We start from the raw sequence: 20948 nt of genomic DNA, 5'->3' as shown, positions 1-20948 counted from the left end.
GAGGGCTCGGGGGCGGAGCCCCCGCACGGGTGCGGCAGGCGGGAAAGGGCTCCACTCAGCCACAGCCACGTGGTGGTGCTGGGGCCGATGGCGATGTCGGTTCGCCGAAGCGGGAGAGGGCCAGGGAGCCGGCCACGGCCACCGCGAAGCCCGTCACCGCCAGCCAGGTCAGGCCCTCCCGGGTGCGGTCGCCGAGCCACACCACGCCCACCAGCGCCGGGCCGATCGTCTCGCCGAGCACCAGGCCTGCCGTCGCGACCGTCACCGAGCCGCGCGCCAGCGCCGAGGTCAGCAGCAGGAACCCCGCCGCGCCGCCCAGCAGGAGCGCGTACAGGGCCGGGTTGGCGAAGTCCCGTACCGAGTCGATGAGCCGCACCGAGACCTCCACCACGCCGAAGCCCGTGCCCGACCCGAGACCGAGGACCAGCGCCCGCGGCCCGTCCGGCAGCCCGCCCGCGACCACCCCGACGGCCAGCACCAGCACCGCCACCCCCAGCAGCCCCAGCTTCAGCGCGAGCGAACCCGTCCCGGCGCCTTCCTCCCCCGCGGAGAGCCCCAGCATCAGAAGCCCCACGCACACCACGCCCACCGCGCACCACTCCGCCGCGGACAGCCGCACCGCCATCAGCCGCGAGGCGACCACCGCCGTCACCGCCAGGCTGGCGGCCAGCGCCGCCCCGACCACGTAGATCGGCACGTGCCGCAGCGCGATGATCTGCAGCACGAATCCGGCCGCGTCCAGGGTCAGACCCAGGACGTAGCGCCACTGCCGCGCGGCCCGCAGGAACAGCGCCGCGTCCACTCCGGACCCGCTGCCCGGCTCCACCGCCCGCGTCGCGACGGCCTGCAGAACGGACGCCGTGCCGAAGCACACCGCCGCACCCAGCGCGCAAATCATCCCAATCAGCACGAACTGACTCTAGGTCACGGATCTCACGGCGGCCGGATTCCATCGGCCGGGGGCCCCGTTCTAGTCTGTCGGGAGCACGCCAGGCCCCAGGGGGAGCAGCAGACATGGACAGCAGCAGCACCAACCAGCGCCGGATGCGTTCGGGCGCCGTCGCCCTCGGAGGCATGGGCCTGCTCGCGGCCACCCTCGTGGCCTGCGGCAGCAGCGACGAACCGGACCGCCGTTGTGCGTCCCGCTCGACGCTGGACCATCTGAACAGCAAGGAGTGCAAGACCGGCGGAACCGGCGCGTACTACTACGGCGGCCGCGTCAGCAACGGCAAGGTCACCGGCGGCAGCTTCGACAAGTCCGCCGTCACCCGCGGCGGCATCGGCGGCCACTCCAGCTCCAGCGGCGGCTGATCACACGATGCAGCGGCACACCATCGAGCCCCGCCCCGGCTGGCAGAAGACGGTCGAGGAGCAGGGGCTGATCTACCCCCTCACCCGTTACCCCGACGACTCGCTGCGCCCCTACTGGGACGAGAGCGCCTACTACTCCTTCTCCCTGCCGGAGATCGAGGCGCTGGAGAACGTCGTCGAGGAACTGCACGCCATGTGCCTGGCCGCCGCCGCGCACATCGTCGAGCACGACCGCTTCACCGACCTCGGCATCACCGATCCGAAGCTCGCCGCGCTGATCACCGAGTCCTGGCGGCGCCGCGCCGAACAGCCCTCCCTCTACGGCCGTTTCGACCTGCGCTACGACGGCAGCGGCAGCCCGGCCAAGATGCTGGAGTACAACGCCGACACCCCGACCTCCCTGGTGGAGGCGGCCAGTCCGCAGTGGTTCTGGATGGAGGAGCGGTTCCCCGGCGCCGACCAGTGGAACTCCCTGCACGAGCGCCTCGTCGACGCCTGGCGCCGCCAGGCGGAGCTGCTGGCGCCCGGCCCGCTGCACTTCGCGCACTCCGAGACCGACGAGCTCGGCGAGGACCTGATGACGGTCGCCTACCTGCAGGAGACCGCGGACCAGGCCGGTCTGGAGACCCACGCCCTGTCCGTCGAGCAGATCGGCTGGGACAGCCTGTCCGGCCGGTTCGTCGACGACAAGCTCCGCTTCATTCGCAGCTGCTTCAAGCTCTACCCGTGGGAGTGGCTGGCCACGGACGAGTTCGGCCCCCAGGTCCTGGGCACCTACGACCACGGCGGTGGCTCCGGCACCACCTGCTGGATCGAGCCGCTGTGGAAGATGCTGCTCTCCAACAAGGCGCTGCTCGCGATCCTGTGGGAGCTGTTCCCGGAGCACCCGAACCTGCTGCCCGCCTACCTCGACGGCCCGCGCGAGCTGGCGGAGCCCGGGGCGGACGGGTACGTGGCCAAGCCCCTCCTCGGCCGTGAGGGCGCCGGCGTCACCCTGCACGAGCCGGGCCCGGACGGCGAGCCGTTCGTCCCGGAGCCGGGGGAGCGGTACTGCTTCCAGGGGCTGGCCCCGCTGCCCGACTTCGACGGCAACCGGGTGGTGCTCGGCGCGTGGGTCGTCGAGGACGAGGCGGCGGGGCTCGGGATCCGCGAGTCGGCCGGGCCGGTCACGGACGAGTACGCCCGCTTCCTGCCCCACGTCATCCTCTGAGGATCCGCCGGACGCCGCCTAAGCGGACAGCACCGCCCGGAGCTGTTCCAGCCCCCAGTCCAGGTCCTCCTTGGTGATCACCAGCGGCGGGGCGATCCGGATCGTCGACCCGTGGGTGTCCTTCACGAGCACGCCGCGCTCCATCATCTTCTCGGAGATCTCCCGGCCCGTGCCGTGGGAGGGGGCGATGTCGACGCCCGCCCACAGGCCGCGGCCGCGCACGGCGGTCACGGCGCCCCCGCCGACGAGCAGGCCCAGCTCGCTGTGGAGGTGGTCGCCCAGTTCGGTGGCGCGCTGCTGGTACTCGCCGGTCCGGAGCATGGCGATCACCTCCAGGGCGACGGCGCACGCGAGCGGGTTCCCGCCGAAGGTGGACCCGTGCTGGCCGGGCCCGAACACCCCCAGCACGTCCCGGTCCGCGACCACCGCCGACACCGGCACGACGCCGCCGCCGAGCGCCTTGCCGAGGAGGTAGACGTCGGGGACGACCCCCTCGTGCTCGCAGGCGAAGGTCTTCCCGGTCCGGCCGAGCCCGGACTGGATCTCGTCGGCCATGAACAGGACGTTCCGCTCGCGGGTCAGTTCCCGTACGCCGCTCAGGTACCCGGCGGGCGGCACCAGCACCCCCGCCTCGCCCTGGATCGGCTCCAGCAGCACGGCCACGGTGTTCTCCGTGACGGCGTGGGACAGCGCGGTGAGGTCCCCGTACGGGACGATCTCGAAGCCGGGCGTGTACGGGCCGAAGTGGTCGCGGGCGTCGTGGTCCGTGGAGAAGGAGACGACGGTCGTGGTCCGGCCGTGGAAGTTGTCGGCGGCCACGACGATCTTGGCGTGGCCGTCCGGGACGCCCTTGACCTCGTAGCCCCACTTGCGGGCGGTCTTCACCGCCGTCTCCACGGCCTCCGCACCCGTGTTCATGGGCAGCACCATCTCCTTGCCGCACAGCGCGGCGAGTTCGGTGCAGAAGTCGGCGAACCGGTCGTGGTGGAAGGCGCGCGAGGTGAGCGTGACCCGCTCCAGCTGGGCGCGCGCCGCGTCGATCAGACGGCGGTTGCCGTGCCCGAAGTTCAGCGCGGAGTACCCGGCGAGCATGTCGAGGTATCTGCGGCCTTCCACGTCGGTCATCCACGCGCCCTCCGCGGACGCGACGACGACCGGCAGGGGGTGGTAGTTGTGCGCGCTGTGCGCGTCGGCGGAGCGGATGGCATCAGCTGTTGTCGACACGGGGTCTCCGATCGTCCGTCTGGCCGGTGAAGCGGTGAAGCGGTGACGAGGGTGGCGTCACCTTCTTATCGTCGCTCGTATCCCGGACGCAGAAACCTCTCCCGCGGCGAGGCGGATAAGGTGTTCGATACGCACGGCGACTGGCGTACGGAGAACCAACTCCGGGGGAGTCGTGCGCGCTCGACCGCATACAGGGCCGCTCGCCTGGGCCTCGCGGGGTACCGATCACATCGACCCCGGAGGAGCCCGCCGTGTCCGCGAGCCGCCATCCCGCCCTGTCCGCGACCGATCCCGAACTGGCGTCCTACGTCGCCGCGGAGGAAGTCCTCCAGGCGGAGACCCTGCGCCTGATCCCCAGCGAGAACTACGTGTCCGCGGCCGTCCTCGAAGCCTCCGGCACCGTGCTGCAGAACAAGTACAGCGAGGGCTACCCCGGCCGCCGCTACTACGAGGGCCAGCAGAACATCGACCGCGTCGAGGCCCTGGCGGTCGAGCGGGCCAAGGGCCTGTTCGGCGTGGAGCACGCCAACGTGCAGCCGTACTCCGGCTCCCCCGCCAACCTGGCCGTGTACCTGGCCTTCGCGAAGCCCGGCGACACGGTCATGGGCATGGCCCTGCCGATGGGCGGCCACCTGACGCACGGCTGGGGCGTCTCGGCGACCGGCTCGTGGTTCCGCGGCGTGCAGTACGGCGTCCGCGCCGACACCGGGCTGATCGACTACGACGCCGTGCGCGACCTGGCGCTCGCCGAGCGGCCCAAGGTGATCTTCTGCGGCGGTACCGCCCTGCCGAGGACCATCGACTTCGCCGCCTTCGCCCGGATCGCGCGCGAGGCGGGCTCGGTCCTGGTCGCGGACGTCGCCCACATCGCCGGCCTGATCGCGGGCGGTGCGCACCCGTCCCCGGCGGACCACGTGGACGTCATCTCCACCACGACCCACAAGACGCTGCGCGGCCCGCGCGGCGCGATGCTGATGTGCCGCGAGGAGCACGCCAAGGCGATCGACAAGGCCGTCTTCCCCGGGCTGCAGGGCGGCCCGCACAACCAGACGACGGCGGGCATCGCGGTGGCGCTGCACGAGGCGGCGCAGCCGTCCTTCGTCCGGTACGCGCACGCGGTCGTGGCCAATGCCAAGGCGCTGGCCGCGGCCCTGCTGGAGCGGGGCTTCGACCTGGTGTCGGGCGGTACGGACAACCACCTGATCCTGATCGACCTGACGGGCAAGGAAGTGCCGGGGAAGGTCGCGGCCAAGGCGCTGGACCGGGCCGGCATCGTCGTGAACCACAACACGGTCCCCTTCGACCCGCGCAAGCCGTTCGACCCGTCGGGCATCCGCATCGGTACGCCCTCGCTGACGTCGCGCGGCCTGACCGCGGAGCACATGCCGGTGGTCGCCGACTGGATCTCGCGCGCGGTGGACGCCGCCGCGAGGCAGGACGAGACCGCGCTGAAGGTGATCCGTGCCGAGGTCGCCGACCTGATGGCCGCCTTCCCGGCCCCGGGCCTGCCGCTGTCGTAGCCCCGCGGCGCCGCTGCGGGGGTCCGGGGCTGCCGCCCCGGACCCCCGCGCGGCGGAACGAACCGGCCGAGTGCGGGCGTGAGCCCCTCCCCGCACCTGAGAGAATGGGCCCATGGCTTCTGATCGTCCTCGCGCGCTCTCCGGCATCCAGCCCACCTCCGGCTCGTTCCACCTCGGGAACTACCTCGGAGCCATCCGCCAGTACGTCGCCCTGCAGGAGACGCACGACGCGTTCTACATGGTCGTCGACCTGCACGCGATCACCATGCCCCAGGATCCGAAGGACCTGCGCGCGAACACCCGCCTCTCCGCCGCGCAGCTGCTGGCCGCCGGTCTGGACCCGGAGCGCTGCACGCTCTTCATCCAGAGCCACGTGCCCGAGCACGCGCAGCTCGGCTGGGTGATGAACTGCATCACCGGCTTCGGCGAGGCCAGCCGGATGACGCAGTTCAAGGACAAGTCGGCCAAGGGCGGTGTCAACAGCGCCAGCGTCGGCCTCTTCACGTACCCGATCCTCCAGGTCGCCGACATCCTGCTCTATCAGGCGGACGCCGTCCCGGTCGGCGAGGACCAGCGCCAGCACATCGAACTGACCCGCGACCTGGCCGAGCGCTTCAACGGCCGCTTCGGCCGGACCTTCACCCTCCCGGCGGCGCACATCGTCAAGGAGGTCGCGAAGATCTACGACCTCCAGGACCCGGCGATCAAGATGTCGAAGTCCGCGTCGTCGCCCAAGGGCCTGATCAACCTCCTCGACGAGGCCAAGGTCACCGAGAAGAAGATCAAGAGCGCGGTCACCGACACCGAGGCCGAGATCCGGTTCGACACCGAGAAGAAGCCCGGCGTCAGCAACCTGCTCACGATCTACTCCACCCTCACGGGCGAGTCGATCACCGCCCTGGAGGAGAAGTACGCGGGCAAGGGCTACGGCGCGCTGAAGACGGACCTGGCCGGAGTGATGGTCGATTTCGTCACACCCTTCAAGCAGCGCACCCAGGAGTACCTGGACGACCCGGAGACGCTGGACTCCATCCTGGCCAAGGGCGCGGAGAAGGCCCGCGCGGTCGCCGCGGAGACCCTCGCGCAGGCGTACGACCGGCTGGGTCTGCTGCCCGCCAAGCACTGACGAACGCACCTACGGAAAGACGGCTCTGGCACGAAGTGGGGTCCTGGCCGCACACTGGGGCGGCAGGACACAGGGACAAACGGAGGAGAGATACGTGGGGACCGTAACGCTCGGCGTTTCGATCGCGGTCCCGGAGCCCTACGGCAGCCGACTCCAGGAGCTGCGCGCGGGCTTCGGGGACGCCGCCGCGCACGGCATCCCCACGCACGTCACCCTCGTCCCGCCGACCGAGGTGGAGGCGGACCGGCTCCCGGCGGTCCGGGCCCACCTGACCGCGGTGGCGTCCGCCTTCCGCGCCTTTCCGATGCGGCTGGAGGGGACGGGCACCTTCCGGCCCGTCTCGCCGGTCGTCTTCGTCAAGATCGTCGAGGGCGTCGCGGGCTGCACCCGGCTCCAGAGCGAGGTCCGCGACCCGTCCGGGCCGCTCAGCCGCGAGCTGGCCTTCCCGTACCACCCGCACGTCACCGTCGCCCACGGGATCTCCGAAGAAGCGATGGACCTGGCGTTCTCGACGCTGGCGGACTACGCCGCCCAGTGGGTCTGCGCCGGGTTCGCCCTCTACGAGCAGGGCTCCGACGGGGTCTGGCGCAAGCTGCGCGAATATCCCTTCGGGAGTGGGCCCATAGGTGTTCCGGCGCAGCCGGGTTCCCCCGTCGACCAGACCGCCGAGGCGGCCGGGGCGACCGTACGGCCTTCCTGACGCAGCGGGCGGAGGGTCAGCCGGGCGGTGCGCCGGGCGCGGAACCTCAGCCTCCGCAGGACCAGGGTGTGGAACGGACGCCCCGTCGAGGGCGCTGGGCGAAAAGTCACAATCGACGACCGTAGTCCCTGAAAGCGACAATCCCGGCTATTTCCGGCGCCTCATTTACGGTGACCCCATGGACTGGCTGACGAAACTCCCGGTGGTCGGGCCGCTGGCGGGCCGTCTGATGAAGACGCACGCGTGGCGCTCCTACGAACGCCTCGACCGCGTGCACTGGACCCGGCTCGCCGCCGCGATCACCTTCATCAGCTTCCTCGCGCTCTTCCCCCTGATCGCCGTGGCCGCGGCGGTCGGAGCCGCGCTGCTCAGCGACGAGCAGCTGGACACGCTGGAGAAGAACTTCGCCGAGCAGGTCCCCGGCATCTCCGACCAGCTCGACATCGGGGGGCTCGTCGCGAACGCCGCCACGATCGGCCTGGTCGCGGGCGCACTCCTCCTCTTCACCGGCATCGGCTGGGTGGGCTCCATGCGGGACTGCCTGCGTGCGGTGTGGGAGAAGGACGACGAGGACGAAGGGAACCCGATCGTCCGCAAGGGCAAGGACGGGCTCGTCCTGCTCGGCCTCGGCGCGGTGGGCCTGGTCTCCGCCGCGGCCTCGATCCTCGGGTCCAGCGCCGTCGGGAAGTCCGCCGACTGGCTGGGCATCCCGCGCGAGGGCCCGGGCGGCGCGCTGCTGCGCGCCTTCGCCTTCCTGGTCGGCGTGGTCGCCGCCTTCCTGGTGCTGCTCTACCTGCTGACCCTGCTCCCCGGCGTCGAACCGCCGAGGCGCCGCCTGATCGAGGCGGCTCTGATCGGCGCGGCCGGCTTCGAGCTGCTGAAGCTGCTCCTCAGCGGTTACATGCGCGAGGTCGCCGGCAAGAGCGTGTACGGCGCCTTCGGCGTGCCGATCGCCCTGCTGCTCTGGATCAACTTCATGGCGAAGTTGCTGCTGTACGTCTCGGCCTGGACGGCCACCGGCGCCGACGACACCGACGCCGCCGCCGACGACGCCGGCGAAGCCGACGCCGAGGTCCCGCCCGCGCAGCAGGGGCCCGCCGCCACCGACCGGTGACCGGGTCCCCACCGGACCCTCCCTGGGCCCTGTCGTCAACGTTGCACCTGGCCCGCGGCGCCCGGCACCGCACCTCGCCGCGTTGTCGGGGCGCCCACGTACGTCCAGTACTCGGGCGCCCCTCCGCCTCGCGATGCACGGCACCGGACACCGCGGGCCTGACCGGCGCCACTTTGACGACAGGACCTAGACGAGTTCCTCGTCGGCACCCCGGCTGCGGCGGCCGCGCGGCCAGCGGCGGTTGACGACGTACGCGCCGCCCGCCAGGGCCGCGAGCGCTCCACCCGCGACGCCGAGCGCGGTGCCCACGCCGCCGGCCGGGCCCCCGCCGGCCGAGGCGTTGTTCTCGTGCGACTGCGCCGGCGAGCCGTGGGGTGAGGTGTCCGCGCTCTTCGGCGGCACCAGCTCACCCACCGGCTTGACCTTCCCGGCCGCGGCGAAGCCCCAGTCGAAGAGCGCGGCGGTCTCCTCGTAGACCGAGTTCACGCCCCCCGCGCCCGGGTTCATCACCGTGACCAGCAGCTTCCGCGAGCCCTGCTGCGCCGCACCCGTGAAGGTGGACCCCGCCATCGTCGTGTTGCCGTTCTTCACCCCGGCGATGCCCTTGTACGGGGCGATCCCGCCCGCGCCCGTCATCAGCCGGTTGGTGTTCTGGATCTCGAAGAAGTCCCGCGGCTTCCCCGGCTCCTGCAGGCCGGGGAACTTCGCGCTCGCCGTGCCGCAGTACTCCCGGAAGTCCTGTTTCTGCAGTCCGGAGCGGGCGATCAGCGTGAGGTCGTACGCGCTCGACACCTGGTCGGGGGCGTCGTACCCGTCGGGCGACACCACGTGGGTGTCCAGCGCCTGGAGCTCCTCCGCGTGCGCCTGCATGTCCCTGACCGTCTTCTCCACGCCGCCGTTCATGGCCGACAGCACGTGCACGGCGTCGTTGCCCGACCGCAGGAACACCCCCAGCCACAGGTCGTGGACGGAGTACTCGTGGTCCTCCTTGACCCCGACCAGGCTGCTGCCGGGGCCCACGCCCTCCATGTCCTGGTCGGTGACCTTGTGGACCTGCTCCTTGGGCAGCCCCGGCAGCAGTGTGTCCGCGAACAGCATCTTCATCGTGGAGGCGGGGGGCAGCCGCCAGTGCGCGTTGTACGCCGCCAGGACCTCGCCGGACTCGGCGTCCGCCACGATCCACGACCGGCCGGTGAGGTTCGTCGGCAGGGCGGGCGCGCCGGGCAGCAGGTTCACCTGCGTCCCGGGCTGGCCGAGCAGGGATCCGCCGACCGTGGACATCGACGCGGGCGGTGCGGCCGCCGCCGGAGCCTTGGCGGGCCCGCCCTTCCCGTCGGCCGGCGGGGTCGGCGCGGCGTGGGCGGTGGGCACCAGCAGGGCGGGCACGAGCAACGCGGCGGTAAGGACCGTCAGAGCGGTCGTCTTGGCAGACACGCAGGTGAAAGTACATCCCGATGAGCTGGATGGCGTCGCGGACCGGCCATTTCGCGGCAACCACCCCCGGGACAGCCCACCCCGGCGCGTCCGTCCCGGCGACGAAACCGATACTGAGGACATGAAACTCAGCCGTGCCGCTTCCTGGTTCCTGCTCGCCTTCGGAGTGTGGACCTGGTTCATCTGGGTGTCTTTCGTCCGGAACCTGTGGAAGAACGGCAGTGGCCTGGCCTTCGACACGGCGGGCGACCCCACTGCCTACTTCTGGGTCCACCTGACGCTCGCCGTGACGTCCTTTCTCCTGGGGACGGCGGTCGGCGTGATCGGGTTGCGTGCGGTCCTGGCCCTGCGGCGCGGATCACGTTCCGGAGCAGAGGACGGCGCGGCATGACCGTCGTACTCTTCGCGCTGATCGCACTGGCCGTCGTCGCGCTGCTGGTCGCGGTGCACCGCTGGCTGTGGATCCGGCTGGTCCGTGACACCACCGCCCCCGGTGGCCCGCCCCGCCGCGTCGGCACCGCGTTGACCATCGCCCTGCCCCTCCTGTCGGTGGCCGCCCTGACCGCGGGCCGGGCCGGGGCCCCGTTCTGGTTCCAGCAGACGGTGTCCTGGCCTGGGTACCTCTGGCTCGCGGTGCTCCTGTACCTGACCCTGACGATGCTGGTCGCGGAGCCGATCCGCGCGCTGTTGCTCCGCCGTCTGGCCCACCGCGACCCCTCCCGGGCGGTAGCGGCACCCTCCACGCCGCCCCCTGCGGCGTCTCCCGCCGCACCTTCCGCGACCACCGTCGGCGCCCCCGACTCCGGCCCGGCCACCGCCACCGCACCGTCGTCCCCCGCCGGCTCCGCCGCGGAGTCCGGCGCGGTGCTCGCCGCGGACGGCGCGGCCCGCGGCCCGGCCCCGGCGGCACCGGGCGGCGCCGGGCTCAGCCGGCGCACCTTCGTCGCACGCACGGTCGGCGGCGCGGCCGCCGCCGTCGCCCTCGGCACCGTCGCCGGCGGCACGTACGGGGTGCTGCGCGGGCCGAGCGTGCGGCGCGTCCAGGTCCCCCTGGCCAAGCTGCCGCGCGCGGCGCACGGCTTCCGGATCGCCGTCGTCAGCGACGTCCACCTCGGCCCCGTGCTCGGCCGCGCCCACGCCCAGTGCGTCGTCGACACGGTCAACCGCACCCAGCCCGACCTGATCGCCATCGTCGGCGACCTCGTCGACGGCAGCGTCCCCGACCTGGGGCCGGCGGCGGAACCGCTGCGCGGACTGACCGCCCGCCACGGCTCCTTCTTCGTCACCGGCAACCACGAGTACTTCTCCGGCGCCGAGCAGTGGGTCGAGCACGTCCGCGAGCTCGGCCTGACCCCGCTGGAGAACGCCCGCCGCGCCCTGCCGCACTTCGACCTCGCGGGCGTGAACGACGTCCAGGGGGAGCGGGAGGGGAGCGGCCCCGACTTCCGGGCCGCCCTCGGCGACCGCGACCGGAGCCGGGCCGCCGTACTCCTCGCCCACCAGCCGGTGGTCATCCACGACGCCGTCCGGCACGGCGTCGACCTGCAGCTCTCCGGCCACACCCACGGCGGCCAGCTCTGGCCGGGCAACTTCCTCGCCGAACTCGCCAACCCCACCGTCGCCGGGCTGGAGCGCTACGGCGACACCCAGCTCTACGTCTCGCGCGGGGCGGGCGCCTGGGGGCCGCCGGTCCGCGTCGGCGCGCCGTCCGACATCACCGTCGTCGAACTCGCCTCATACCAGGCCTGACCCGCCCCAACCGTCAACCGGCCGACTGCGAACCGATCTTCCGGTGGCTGATATTCCGTGATGGGATATCCGTTAATCGGACAGCGGGTCGCTGTCTCCGGGACAAGGGGTGGGGTTCACGGGATGCGGTCTGTCCGCTGGAAGATCATCGCGGCCGGGCTGGTCCTCGGCACGGCCGGTGTCGGCGCCTGGCAGTTGCTGCCGTCGGACGGCGGCGGCCACGGCGCCATCCGCGTCGGGACCAGTGACGTGGTCTCCTCCCTCGACCCCGCCGGGGCGTACGACGCGGGCTCCTGGGCGCTGTTCAGCAACGTCTACCAGTCGCTGCTGACCATCAGGCCCGGCTCCGACGCGCCCGTGCCGGACGCCGCCTCCTCCTGCGGGTTCGTCGGCCAGAAGCTCACCACCTACCAGTGCGAGCTGCGCCCCGACCTGAAGTTCGCCGGCGGCCGGGCGATCACCGCCGAGGACGTCAAGCACTCCTTCGACCGCATCAAGGCGATCAACTCCGACCAGGGACCGGCCCCGCTCTTCAACACCCTGGAGTCGGTCAGGGCCGAGGGCCGCAAGGTCACCTTCACCCTGTCCGCCGGTGACGCCACCTTCCCCTTCAAGATCGCGACGGGTGCCGCCTCGATCGTCGACAAGGACACGTACCCGGCGAAGTCCCTGCGCGAGGACGGCAGGGTCGACGGCTCCGGTCCGTACACGCTGGGCGCCTACAAGGCCGGTGCGAGCGCGGAGCTGAAGCCCAACGCCTCCTACAAGGGGCAGGGCAAGCCCGCCCGGGCGGCCGTCACGGTCAAGTACTTCAAGGACTCGGAGCAGCTCGACCAGGCATGGAAAAGCCGCCAGGTCGAGGTCGCCCACCGGGAGATGCCGCCCGCGGTACTCGCCGGCCTCAACCCCGGGATGAAGGACACCCGTTACCAGGCCTCCGGAGGCAGCGAGACCCGCTCGATCGTCTTCAACGTCCGCCCCGGCTCCGCCGCCGCCCCGCTCGCCGTCCGCCAGGCCGTCGCCGCCGTGCTGGACCGCACCAAGGTCGCCGCCGACGTTTACCGGGGCACCGTCACCCCGCTGTACTCCCTGGTCCCGGCGGGCATCGCCGGCCACAGCACCCCGTTCTTCGACGCCTACCCGACACCCAACGGGGCCACCGCCAAGAAGCTCCTCAAGGACGCCGGGATCAACGGTCCGGTGCACCTGAAGCTCGGGGTGAACGTACGCGGTGCGAACCTGCCGGAGGCCGAGGAGATCAAGCGGCAGCTGGAGGCCGGCGGCCTCTTCCAGGTGACCCTCAAGCCGGTGGAGGAGTGGAACGACTTCCAGAAGGGTTACGCGGCGGGTGAGTTCGACGCCTACACGATCGGGTGGATCGCGGACTTCCCGGACGCGGACAACTTCCTCGCCCCGCTGGTCGGCGCCGACTCCTCGATGAACAGCGGCTTCTCCGACAAGCACGTGGACGAGCTGATCACCCGTACCCAGTCCCACTCGGAGCGCGCCGACGCCTCGTCCGACTTCCGCGACCTGCAGAAGCTGGTGGCCCAGCAGGCCCCGATGGTGCCCATCTGGCAGAAGAAGGACTACGTGATGTCCCGCGAGGCCGTCACCGGTGCCCAGAACCTCTCCGACGGCACCGGTGTGTGGCGCCTGTGGGAACTCAACTGGCTGTAGGAAGTGCCTAATCGGCCTTCGGATGCGGGTCGGAGGCCTTGCGCCGGCCGGCCGCCGTCTGGGCCATGCCCGGCAGGAAGTCCGCGAACAGTTCATGGACCTCGCGCACCAGCGGCCGCAGCACGCGGAAGCGGGCCAGGACGATGCCCCGCGTCGTGAGCTGCGCGCCGCGCTCCGCGAGCCGCCGCGACTTCTCGCTGTCGGGGGAGCGGTCGAAGACCCAGTACAGGACCAGGCCCATCTGCGAGAGCCACATCAGCTCCGGCAGTACGTCGGCCAGCTCGGCCGGCACCTTGGTCTTCGCGCCCGCCAGCACCTCGCGGTGGATGTCGATCGCGGCCTTGCGCGCCGGCTCCGACTCCGGTGAGAAGGGGCTGAGCGGGCTCTCGGGGTCGGCCGCGTTCTTGAAGAACTGCGAGGCGAACTCGTGGTACGGGGCGCCGATGTCCAGCCAGCTCGTCAGCACGCCCGCGAGCCGCTTCTGCAGATCGGTCTCGCTGTCCAGGATGGGCCGGACCGCCGCCTGGTGGGCGGCGCTGATCCGGTCGTAGAAGCCCTGGACCAGGTGTTCCTTCGACTCGAAGTAGTAGTAGGCGTTGCCGACCGAGACACCGGCTTCCTTCGCGATGCCCCGCATGGTCGTCTTGTCGAAGCCGCGCTCCTGGAAGAGGCGGAGCGCGGTTTCGAGGATGAGCGTGCGGGTCTGCTCGCTCTTGGGAGCCTTCTGATCAGTCACGGTGTATGAGCCTATCGGGGGACGGGGCACTGGTCGTCACAGGCCGGTCCCTCGACCGGCCCGGGCTGCCCTTCGGCGCGCACGGCCTGCCGCCAGGCGGAGGCCGTGAACATCGCGGCCCGGGCGAACGGGCGGCCGGCCGGTGTCGCCAGCCAGTTCGCCTTCGGCCGGTGGTCGGCCAGTGCCCACAGGCACACGATGAAGGCGTCCGTTCCGGTCCACACCTGCCCGGAGTCCCCGACGACGGTGATCTCCTTGAGCGTCGAGGCGTGGTCGAGCCTGGGGAACCGCCGCCGCGCCTCCCAGGACGCGGCGGGGACCAGGGTGATCGGGAGGAGCCGGGGCTGCGCGAGCAGCCAGTGCCGGATGTGCACGCAGAGCGGGCAGTCGGCGTCGTAGAGGACGGTCAGGTGCCGTACGGCTCCGGTGGGCGCCACGGCTCAGGCCCCGAGCGGAGCGGTCCACCCCTGCGGGGCGACGGGCGGGGTCTGCTGACGCTCCATGATGCCGCGGCGGCGCATCCTGTTCAGGACCCACACGTTGCCGAGGTGCATGACGCCGAGGACCAGCAGGACGACGCCGAGCTTGACCGAGAGCGCCTCGAAGAGGGCGCGGGCGGTGGCGATCTCCTCGCTGGAGCGCAGGTAGAGGGTCACGAACCCGATGTTGACGAGGTAGAAGCCGACCACGAGCAGCTGGTTGACGGCGTCCGCGAGCTTCTCGTTGCCCTGGAGGACGTCCCCGATGAAGACGCGGCCGTTGCGGCTGAGCGTACGGGCCACCCAGACGGTGAGGGCGATGCTGATGAGCAGGTAGATGACGTACGTGACCACGGTGAGGTCCATAGCCCCAGCCCCCTTGAACGTGTTCAAATGCTCTGACGTCGATGACTCTAGAGGCTTTTTTGAACAAGTTCAAGCGACGTCGCGCACCCCGTGGGAGCCCCGGAACGCACGCGGGCCCCGGCCGTGCGGCCGGGGCCCGAAGCGACGCGGGTGGGACTCACATGCTGAGCGCGCGTGCGTGGCCCAGCTGCGACATCACCCAGTGGTAGGTGTTCGCGTCCACCGCCGGGATCATCGTGGAGTGGTGGCGGCCGCCGCTGGTCACGGTGACCTGGATGTAGCCGGTGGTGGTCTTCTCCTTCATCAGGAGGAAGAGCAGGCCGAGCAGGCAGAAGAGGAAGAAGACGATCGCCAGCACGATCGCGTGCGGCGGGATCTTCTCCTCGGTGCGCGAGAAGTCCGTCGCGTTCCACATCGCGCCCCTGAGCGGCATCGCGCCCGACGGGGTGATGATCTGGTCGCCGGCGACGGTGATGTCGCCGAGGGCGAAGCCGGCGCCGCCGATCGGCGCGGCCGGGTAACCGCCGGGGGCGGGGATGCCCGCGCCGCCGATGGTCGGCTGGTAGGCCGGCGCCGCCGGGTAGGGCTGGGGGTATCCGTAACTGGCCTCACCGGGCCCCCACTTGTAGTCGCCCTGGCCGGGCGCCCCGGGCTGACCGCCCTGACCGGCGGGATCGCTCGTGTACGGGTTCGGCTGCTGCTCGCTCATGCGGCCGATCCTTCCACAGGCACCCCCGCCCCGTACCCGGGGTCACGCAGTCCGCCGGCACCCCGGGGACTGACGCGCCGTCGGTCCGCAGCCGCGCTCCCCGCGCCCCGGGGCGCGTTGTCAGTGGTCCGTCCTACGGTCGACGGCATGGGAATGGTGACCTTCGTCGACGAGACGACCGCCGGAGGCCGTGGTGACGGCTGGGGACTTGAGATCGCCGAGGAACGGCTCGCCCTGCGCGAGCTGATCCGGCGCAGGGTGTTCCAGGAGGTCGCGGAGTACCATGCCCGGCGGCCCGAGGTGTTCCAGGGGCTGGTGCAGCCGGAGGGCGCCGAGCGGACCCTCAACGGGTACGCGCTGCGGACACCGCGCCGCATCGATCCGGAGAAGCAGACCGCCCTGGCGCTGCGGGCCTTCGAGCGCAACGGCTTCCTGGTCCTGGTGGGAGACCGTCAGATCACCGGCCTGGACGAGGAGATCGACCTCACGCTCGGCACCGAGGTCACCTTCCTCAAGCTCGTCGCACTGGTGGGTGGCTGATGTCCGGGCACGTCACGGTCACGGCGGACCGGCTGGTGCGCCGGGTGGCGGACTGCACCTTCCACCACCCCGCGGTCGGGCAGCAGCTCGCCGCGGTGGCGGAACTCCCGGCCGAGGAACGGCGCCTGCTGGTGCAGGAGTTCGCCGACCGCCACCGGCGGGGCGGCGACACCGAAGCGGTCCGGCTCGTGCTGCTCACCCTGACCGCGCTGGTCGGCCGGGGTCTGGACGGGCTGCCGCTGGCCGCGGAACGGGCCGCGCAGCTCGACGTACTCGGCCGCGCCCACTCCTTCTGGTACGGGCACCGCTGCGAGAGCCTCGTCGAGGCGGAGGCCGCCGCCGGCCGGACGCTCTCGCCCGCCGTGATCGCGACGGTCCGGCGCACCGCCGTGAGCGCGTACGCCGGCCAGGACATCGTCCGCTTCGCCGGGCGGTTCACCGACCCCGTGCTCAACGTGGGCGAGCCGTGGGCGGAGCGGGCCATGCAGGACGGCCGCCTGCACGAGGTGCTCGCGCACGCACTGACCGCCAAGGCCGCCCGGCCCTCCGCCGCCTGGGAGAAGCGCGGCCGGGCGCTCGTCGAGGGCCTCGGGGCCGACACCGTGCGCGAGGCCGTGCTGCCGGTGCTCGCCCTCGTCGGGCGGCCCCGCACCTTCGAGCTGGACCGGGCGGAGTACGAGCCGGACGTCAACGCCTCCTTCGACCCCTACAACGCCAACGCCCTGCGCGGCCTGGTCCGGCTCCTCGCCCTGCTCCCCGCGCACCCCGACACGGTGCGCGCCCTCGGCACGCTCGTGGAGACCTCGCTGCGCAAGGCCGCCGGGCTCGGCCCGCGCAGCCCCAAGGTGGCCAACGCGGCGGTCGGCGCACTGGCCGGGGCGGACGGGGAGGCCGCCCTGGCCGAACTGGCCCGGCTCGGTACCCGGGTCACCTACAAGGGCACCCTCAAGCTCATCGACGCGGCGCTGGAGGAGCGGGCCACCGCGCTCGGGCTGAGCCGCGAGGAGATCGAGGAGCTGGCCGTGCCCGCGTACGGGCTCACGGAGGTGGGAAGCGCCGTCTTCCGCCTGGGGGAGGCCACCGCGGAGCTGGCCGTTCGCGGGACCAGGGCGGCGCTGCTCTGGCGCAACGCCGCCGCAAAACCGGTCAAGTCCGCGCCGGCCGCTGTGCGCCGGGACCACGCCGAGGAGCTGAAGGAGCTCAAGGGCCTGGTCAAGGACATCGACAAGTCGCTGTCGGCGCAGTCCGAGCGGCTGGACCGGCTGTTCCTCGCCCGCCGCCGGTGGACGTACGGGCAGTGGCGCGAGCGGTACCTCGACCACCCGCTGGTGGGCACGCTGGCCCGGCGGCTGATCTGGAGGGTGGACGGGACGCCCGTCTGCTTCGCGGACGGGGCCCTGCGCACGCTGGCGGGCACCGCCGTCACCGACGGCGCCGCCGTCGAGCTGTGGCACCCCGTCGGCCGGGAGCCCGCCGAGGTGCTCGCCTGGCGGGAATGGCTGGAGCGGTACGCCGTGACCCAGCCCTTCAAGCAGGCCCACCGGGAGGTGTACCTGCTGACCGACGCCGAACGCAGGACGCGGACGTACTCCAACCGGTTCGCCGCGCACGTGCTGCGCCAGCACCAGTTCAACTCCCTGGCCGCGGCGCGGGGCTGGCACAACAGGCTCCGCCTGTGCGTGGACGACTCCGCCCCGCCCGCCACCCGCGAACTGCCCCAGTGGGGCCTGCGGGCCGAGTACTGGATCGAGGGCGAGGGGCACGAGTACGGCATCGACACCACCGACTCGGGCACCTACCTGCGGCTGCGCACCGACCAGGTGCGGTTCTATCCGATCGACGCCCCGCAGAACTGGGCGAGCTCCTACGGCGGCGGCTACGCGGCGTGGCCCCGGGCGGGGCGCCGCCGCCGCAAGGACGGCCCGCTGCCGCTGGCGCAGATACCGGAGGCGGTGCTGAGCGAGGTGCTGCGCGACGTGGACCTGTTCGTCGGCGTGGCCAGCGTCGGCAACGACCCGACCTGGTCCGACGGCGGGCCGCAGGGCCGCTTCCGGGACTACTGGACGTCCTACGGCTTCGGCGAGCTGGGCCAGAGCGCCGAGACCCGGCGGGCCCTGCTGGAGCGGCTGGTGCCGCGCCTGGCCATTGCGGACCGCTGCACGGTGGAGGGCCGGTTCCTGCACGTCCGCGGCGAGCTGCACACCTACAAGATCCATCTCGGCTCGGGGAACATCCTGATGTCGCCGAACGACCAGTACCTGTGCATCGTGCCCGGCGGCGCGGGCGGCCCCGCCGCCGAGCCGGGCTACCTGCCCTTCGAGGGGGACCGCACCCTCGCCGTCATCCTCTCCAAGGCGATGCTCCTCGCGAAGGACACGGAGATCACCGACCCGACGATCACCAGTCAGCTCGGCCGCCGCTGACGGCGACGCCGCCCGCGACGCGCGAGGGCCCCGCCCCCGGACGGACCGGGAGCGGGGCCCTCGTACAGGCAGGGACCGGGAGGTCAGAAGCGGCGCGTGATCAGCGCACGCTTGACTTCCTGGATCGCCTTGGTGACCTCGATGCCGCGCGGGCACGCGTCGGTGCAGTTGAAGGTCGTGCGGCAGCGCCACACGCCGTCCTTGTCGTTCAGGATCTCCAGCCGCTGCTCGCCGGCCTCGTCACGCGAGTCGAAGATGAAGCGGTGCGCGTTGACGATCGCCGCCGGGCCGAAGTACTGGCCGTCGTTCCAGAACACCGGGCACGAGGACGTGCACGCGGCGCACAGGATGCACTTGGTGGTGTCGTCGAAGCGCTCGCGGTCCTCGGCGGACTGCAGGCGCTCGCGCGTCGGCTCGTTGCCCTTGGTGACCAGGAACGGCATGACGTCCCGGTAAGCCTGGAAGAAGGGCTCCATGTCGACCACGAGGTCCTTCATCACCGTGAGGCCCTTGATGGCCTCGACGGTGATCGGCTTCTCGGGGTTGATGTCCTTGATCAGCGTCTTGCAGGCGAGCCTGTTCTTGCCGTTGATCCGCATCGCGTCCGAGCCGCAGATGCCGTGCGCGCACGAGCGGCGGAAGGTCAGCGTGCCGTCCAGGTCCCACTTGATCTTGTGGAGACCGTCGAGCACGCGCTCCTTCGGGTCGATCTCGATCTGGAAGTCCTGCCACTGCGACTCGTCCGAGATCTCGGGGTTGAAGCGGCGGATCCGGAAGGTGACCGTGATGTACGGGGAGGCCGCGGCCGCCTCTTCCATCTGGTCCGTCTTGGACAGGGTCGGGGTAGCCATCAGTACTTACGCTCCATCGGCTGGTAGCGGGTCGTGACGACCGGCTTGTAGTCGAGCCGGACCGAGTCCGAGCCGTCGGCTCCGACCTCGCGGTACGCCATGGTGTGGCGCATGAAGTTGACGTCGTCGCGGTTCGGGTAGTCCTCGCGGTAGTGACCACCGCGGGATTCCTTGCGCGCCAGGGCGGACACGGCCATGACCTCGGCCAGGTCGAGCAGGTTGCCCAGCTCGATGGCCTCCAGCAGGTCCGTGTTGAAGCGCTTGCCCTTGTCCTGGACGGACACGTTCTTGTAGCGCTCGCGCAGCTCCGCGATCTTCTCGACCGCGGTCTTGATGGTCTGCTCCGTGCGGAACACCATCACGTTCGCGTCCATCGTCTCCTGGAGCTCCAGACGCAGGTCGGCGACCCGCTCGTTGCCCGTGGAGTTGCGCAGGTGCTCGACCAGGTCGGCCACCTGCTGCGCCGGGTTCTCGGGGAGCTCGACGAAGTCGTTCTCCTGCGAGTACTTGGCGGCTGCGATGCCGGAACGCTTGCCGAAGACGTTGATGTCCAGCAGCGAGTTGGTGCCCAGGCGGTTCGCGCCGTGCACCGACACGCACGCGACCTCGCCGGCCGCGTACAGGCCCGGGACGACGGTGGTGTTGTCGGCCAGTACCTCACCCTCGACGTTCGTCGGGATGCCGCCCATGGCGTAGTGCGCGGTGGGCTGGATCGGGATCGGGTCCGTGTACGGCTCGATGCCCAGGTAGGTGCGCGCGAACTCGGTGATGTCCGGGAGCTTCGCGTCGAGCTGCTCCGGCGGGAGGTGCGTCAGGTCCAGGTACACGTGGTCACCGGCCGGACCGCAGCCGCGGCCCTCACGGATCTCGGTGTAGATGGAGCGCGAGACGACGTCACGGGACGCGAGGTCCTTCATGACCGGCGCGTACTTCTCCATGAAGCGCTCGCCGTCCTTGTTGCGGAGGATGCCGCCCTCACCGCGGGCGCCCTCCGTCAGCAGGATGCCCATGCGCCAGATGCCCGTCGGGTGGAACTGGAAGAACTCCATGTCCTCCAGCGGCAGGCCGCGGCGGTAGCAGGCCGCCTGGCCGTCACCCGTGAGGGTGTGCGCGTTGGAGGTCACCTTGAAGAACTTGCCGGTGCCGCCGGAGGCGTAGATGACGGCCTTGGCCTGGAACACGTGGATCTCGCCGGTGGCGAGCTCGTACGCGACCACACCGGCCGACTTCTTGACGCCGTCCTCCTCGACCAGGAGCTGGTCCAGGACGTAGAACTCGTTGAAGAACTCCACGCCCTCCTTGACGCAGTTCTGGTACAGCGTCTGGAGGATCATGTGACCGGTGCGGTCCGCGGCGTAGCAGGACCGGCGGACCGGCGCCTCGCCGTGGTTGCGGGAGTGCCCGCCGAAGCGGCGCTGGTCGATGGTGCCGTCCGGGGTGCGGTTGAACGGCAGGCCCATCTTCTCCAGGTCGAGGACGGCGTCGATGGCCTCCTTCGCCAGGATCTCGGCGGCGTCCTGGTCGACCAGGTAGTCACCGCCCTTGACCGTGTCGAAGGTGTGCCACTCCCAGTTGTCCTCCTCCACGTTCGCCAGCGCGGCGGCCATGCCGCCCTGCGCGGCGCCCGTGTGGGAGCGGGTGGGGTAGAGCTTCGTCAGCACCGCGGTGCGGCTGCGCTTCGTCGACTCGATGGCGGCGCGCATGCCGGCGCCACCTGCGCCGACGATGACGGTGTCGTACTTGTGGATCTTCATTGGTTTCGCCTCAGCCCCGTTG

20 protein-coding genes and 1 riboswitch are annotated in these 20948 nt (G+C 71.4%); of the genes, 11 read left to right on the top strand and 9 right to left on the bottom strand.

The genetic code is table 11. The annotated features are described in order from the left end of the window. Positions 1-55: 55 nt before the first annotated feature. Positions 56-910, bottom strand: coding sequence for a DMT family protein (locus AC2RP6_RS16780; protein ID WP_486446948.1), 855 nt, complete (start codon positions 908-910; stop codon positions 56-58). Positions 911-1014: 104 nt separating this feature from the next. Here AC2RP6_RS16780 and AC2RP6_RS16775 point away from each other — a divergent pair, with 104 nt between their 5' ends. Together AC2RP6_RS16775 and AC2RP6_RS16770 are read left to right on the top strand one after the other, a co-directional pair. After that, the gene (locus tag AC2RP6_RS16775; protein WP_030659419.1) at positions 1015-1311 is read left to right on the top strand and encodes a hypothetical protein; all 297 of its coding nucleotides are present in this window, start codon (positions 1015-1017) and stop codon (positions 1309-1311) included. Between the two features lie 7 nt (positions 1312-1318). Beyond that, on the top strand, positions 1319-2521 hold the full coding sequence (locus AC2RP6_RS16770) for a glutathionylspermidine synthase family protein (RefSeq protein ID WP_486446947.1): 1203 nt from the start codon (positions 1319-1321) through the stop codon (positions 2519-2521). Positions 2522-2539: 18 nt separating this feature from the next. On the opposite strand, the gene rocD is transcribed toward AC2RP6_RS16770, so the two are convergent. Next, positions 2540-3745, bottom strand: a complete 1206-nt coding sequence (rocD, locus tag AC2RP6_RS16765) for an ornithine--oxo-acid transaminase (RefSeq protein WP_486446946.1) — start codon at positions 3743-3745, stop codon at positions 2540-2542. Between the two features lie 126 nt (positions 3746-3871). After that, a riboswitch (ZMP/ZTP riboswitch) is annotated at positions 3872-3962 on the top strand. Positions 3963-3996: 34 nt separating this feature from the next. Here rocD and AC2RP6_RS16760 point away from each other — a divergent pair. The 4 genes from AC2RP6_RS16760 to AC2RP6_RS16745 all read left to right on the top strand — a co-directional run bounded on the left by AC2RP6_RS16760 (position 3997) and on the right by AC2RP6_RS16745 (position 8205). Beyond that, on the top strand, positions 3997-5265 hold the full coding sequence (locus AC2RP6_RS16760; protein WP_486446945.1) for a serine hydroxymethyltransferase: 1269 nt from the start codon (positions 3997-3999) through the stop codon (positions 5263-5265). Positions 5266-5377: 112 nt separating this feature from the next. Further along, positions 5378-6391: a tryptophan--tRNA ligase gene (trpS, locus tag AC2RP6_RS16755; protein WP_486446944.1), complete on the top strand. Its 1014-nt coding sequence runs from the start codon at positions 5378-5380 to the stop codon at positions 6389-6391. A 94-nt stretch (positions 6392-6485) separates the two neighbouring features. Then, positions 6486-7091, top strand: a complete 606-nt coding sequence (locus AC2RP6_RS16750) for a 2'-5' RNA ligase family protein (protein WP_486446943.1) — start codon at positions 6486-6488, stop codon at positions 7089-7091. Positions 7092-7269: 178 nt separating this feature from the next. Next, positions 7270-8205, top strand: a complete 936-nt coding sequence (locus tag AC2RP6_RS16745; RefSeq protein WP_486446942.1) for a YihY/virulence factor BrkB family protein — start codon at positions 7270-7272, stop codon at positions 8203-8205. Between the two features lie 186 nt (positions 8206-8391). Here AC2RP6_RS16745 and AC2RP6_RS16740 read toward each other — a convergent pair whose 3' ends face one another. After that, positions 8392-9639 carry a D-alanyl-D-alanine carboxypeptidase family protein gene (locus AC2RP6_RS16740; RefSeq protein ID WP_486446941.1) on the bottom strand — a complete coding sequence of 416 codons (1248 nt, stop codon included), beginning with the start codon at positions 9637-9639 and terminating at the stop codon, positions 8392-8394. 121 nt (positions 9640-9760) lie between these two features. Between AC2RP6_RS16740 and AC2RP6_RS16735 the strand changes: the two genes are divergently transcribed. The 3 genes from AC2RP6_RS16735 to AC2RP6_RS16725 all read left to right on the top strand — a co-directional run bounded on the left by AC2RP6_RS16735 (position 9761) and on the right by AC2RP6_RS16725 (position 13068). Next, positions 9761-10030 (top strand): SCO4848 family membrane protein, encoded by a 270-nt coding sequence (locus tag AC2RP6_RS16735; protein WP_486446940.1) that lies wholly within the window; start codon positions 9761-9763, stop codon positions 10028-10030. Beyond that, complete coding sequence (locus AC2RP6_RS16730; protein ID WP_486446939.1) at positions 10027-11388, top strand: metallophosphoesterase; 1362 nt, start codon at positions 10027-10029, stop codon at positions 11386-11388. Before AC2RP6_RS16735 ends, AC2RP6_RS16730 begins: the two co-directional genes overlap by 4 nt. A 123-nt stretch (positions 11389-11511) precedes the next feature. Further along, on the top strand, positions 11512-13068 hold the full coding sequence (locus AC2RP6_RS16725; protein ID WP_486446938.1) for an ABC transporter substrate-binding protein: 1557 nt from the start codon (positions 11512-11514) through the stop codon (positions 13066-13068). 7 nt (positions 13069-13075) lie between these two features. Here the strand turns inward: AC2RP6_RS16725 and AC2RP6_RS16720 are convergent, their stop codons facing one another. The 4 genes from AC2RP6_RS16720 to AC2RP6_RS16705 form a co-directional block, all read right to left on the bottom strand. Then, a complete protein-coding gene (locus tag AC2RP6_RS16720) occupies positions 13076-13804 on the bottom strand; it encodes a TetR/AcrR family transcriptional regulator (protein WP_486446937.1) in 729 nt (242 codons plus the stop codon). 11 nt (positions 13805-13815) lie between these two features. After that, entirely contained in the window at positions 13816-14241 is a 426-nt protein-coding gene (locus AC2RP6_RS16715) for a thiol-disulfide oxidoreductase DCC family protein (protein ID WP_486446936.1), read from the bottom strand. A gap of 3 nt (positions 14242-14244) precedes the next feature. Continuing rightward, positions 14245-14649 carry a hypothetical protein gene (locus tag AC2RP6_RS16710; protein WP_486446935.1) on the bottom strand — a complete coding sequence of 135 codons (405 nt, stop codon included), beginning with the start codon at positions 14647-14649 and terminating at the stop codon, positions 14245-14247. A gap of 157 nt (positions 14650-14806) precedes the next feature. Beyond that, on the bottom strand, positions 14807-15358 hold the full coding sequence (locus AC2RP6_RS16705) for a hypothetical protein (protein WP_486446934.1): 552 nt from the start codon (positions 15356-15358) through the stop codon (positions 14807-14809). A gap of 147 nt (positions 15359-15505) precedes the next feature. Between AC2RP6_RS16705 and AC2RP6_RS16700 the strand changes: the two genes are divergently transcribed. Then, positions 15506-15898, top strand: a complete 393-nt coding sequence (locus AC2RP6_RS16700) for a hypothetical protein (RefSeq protein WP_486446933.1) — start codon at positions 15506-15508, stop codon at positions 15896-15898. Next, positions 15898-18321, top strand: coding sequence for a DUF4132 domain-containing protein (locus tag AC2RP6_RS16695; protein ID WP_486446932.1), 2424 nt, complete (start codon positions 15898-15900; stop codon positions 18319-18321). The genes AC2RP6_RS16700 and AC2RP6_RS16695 overlap by 1 nt, the downstream gene beginning before the upstream one ends. Positions 18322-18404: 83 nt before the next feature. On the opposite strand, the gene AC2RP6_RS16690 is transcribed toward AC2RP6_RS16695, so the two are convergent. After that, positions 18405-19172 (bottom strand): succinate dehydrogenase iron-sulfur subunit, encoded by a 768-nt coding sequence (locus AC2RP6_RS16690; RefSeq protein WP_486446931.1) that lies wholly within the window; start codon positions 19170-19172, stop codon positions 18405-18407. Further along, on the bottom strand, positions 19172-20926 hold the full coding sequence (sdhA, locus tag AC2RP6_RS16685; RefSeq protein WP_486446930.1) for a succinate dehydrogenase flavoprotein subunit: 1755 nt from the start codon (positions 20924-20926) through the stop codon (positions 19172-19174). The genes AC2RP6_RS16690 and sdhA overlap by 1 nt, the downstream gene beginning before the upstream one ends. Positions 20927-20948: the final 22 nt, after the last annotated feature.

This window comes from Streptomyces sp. WAC03905 (assembly GCF_057371075.1).
This window is presented reverse-complemented; position numbering and strand designations above follow the sequence as displayed.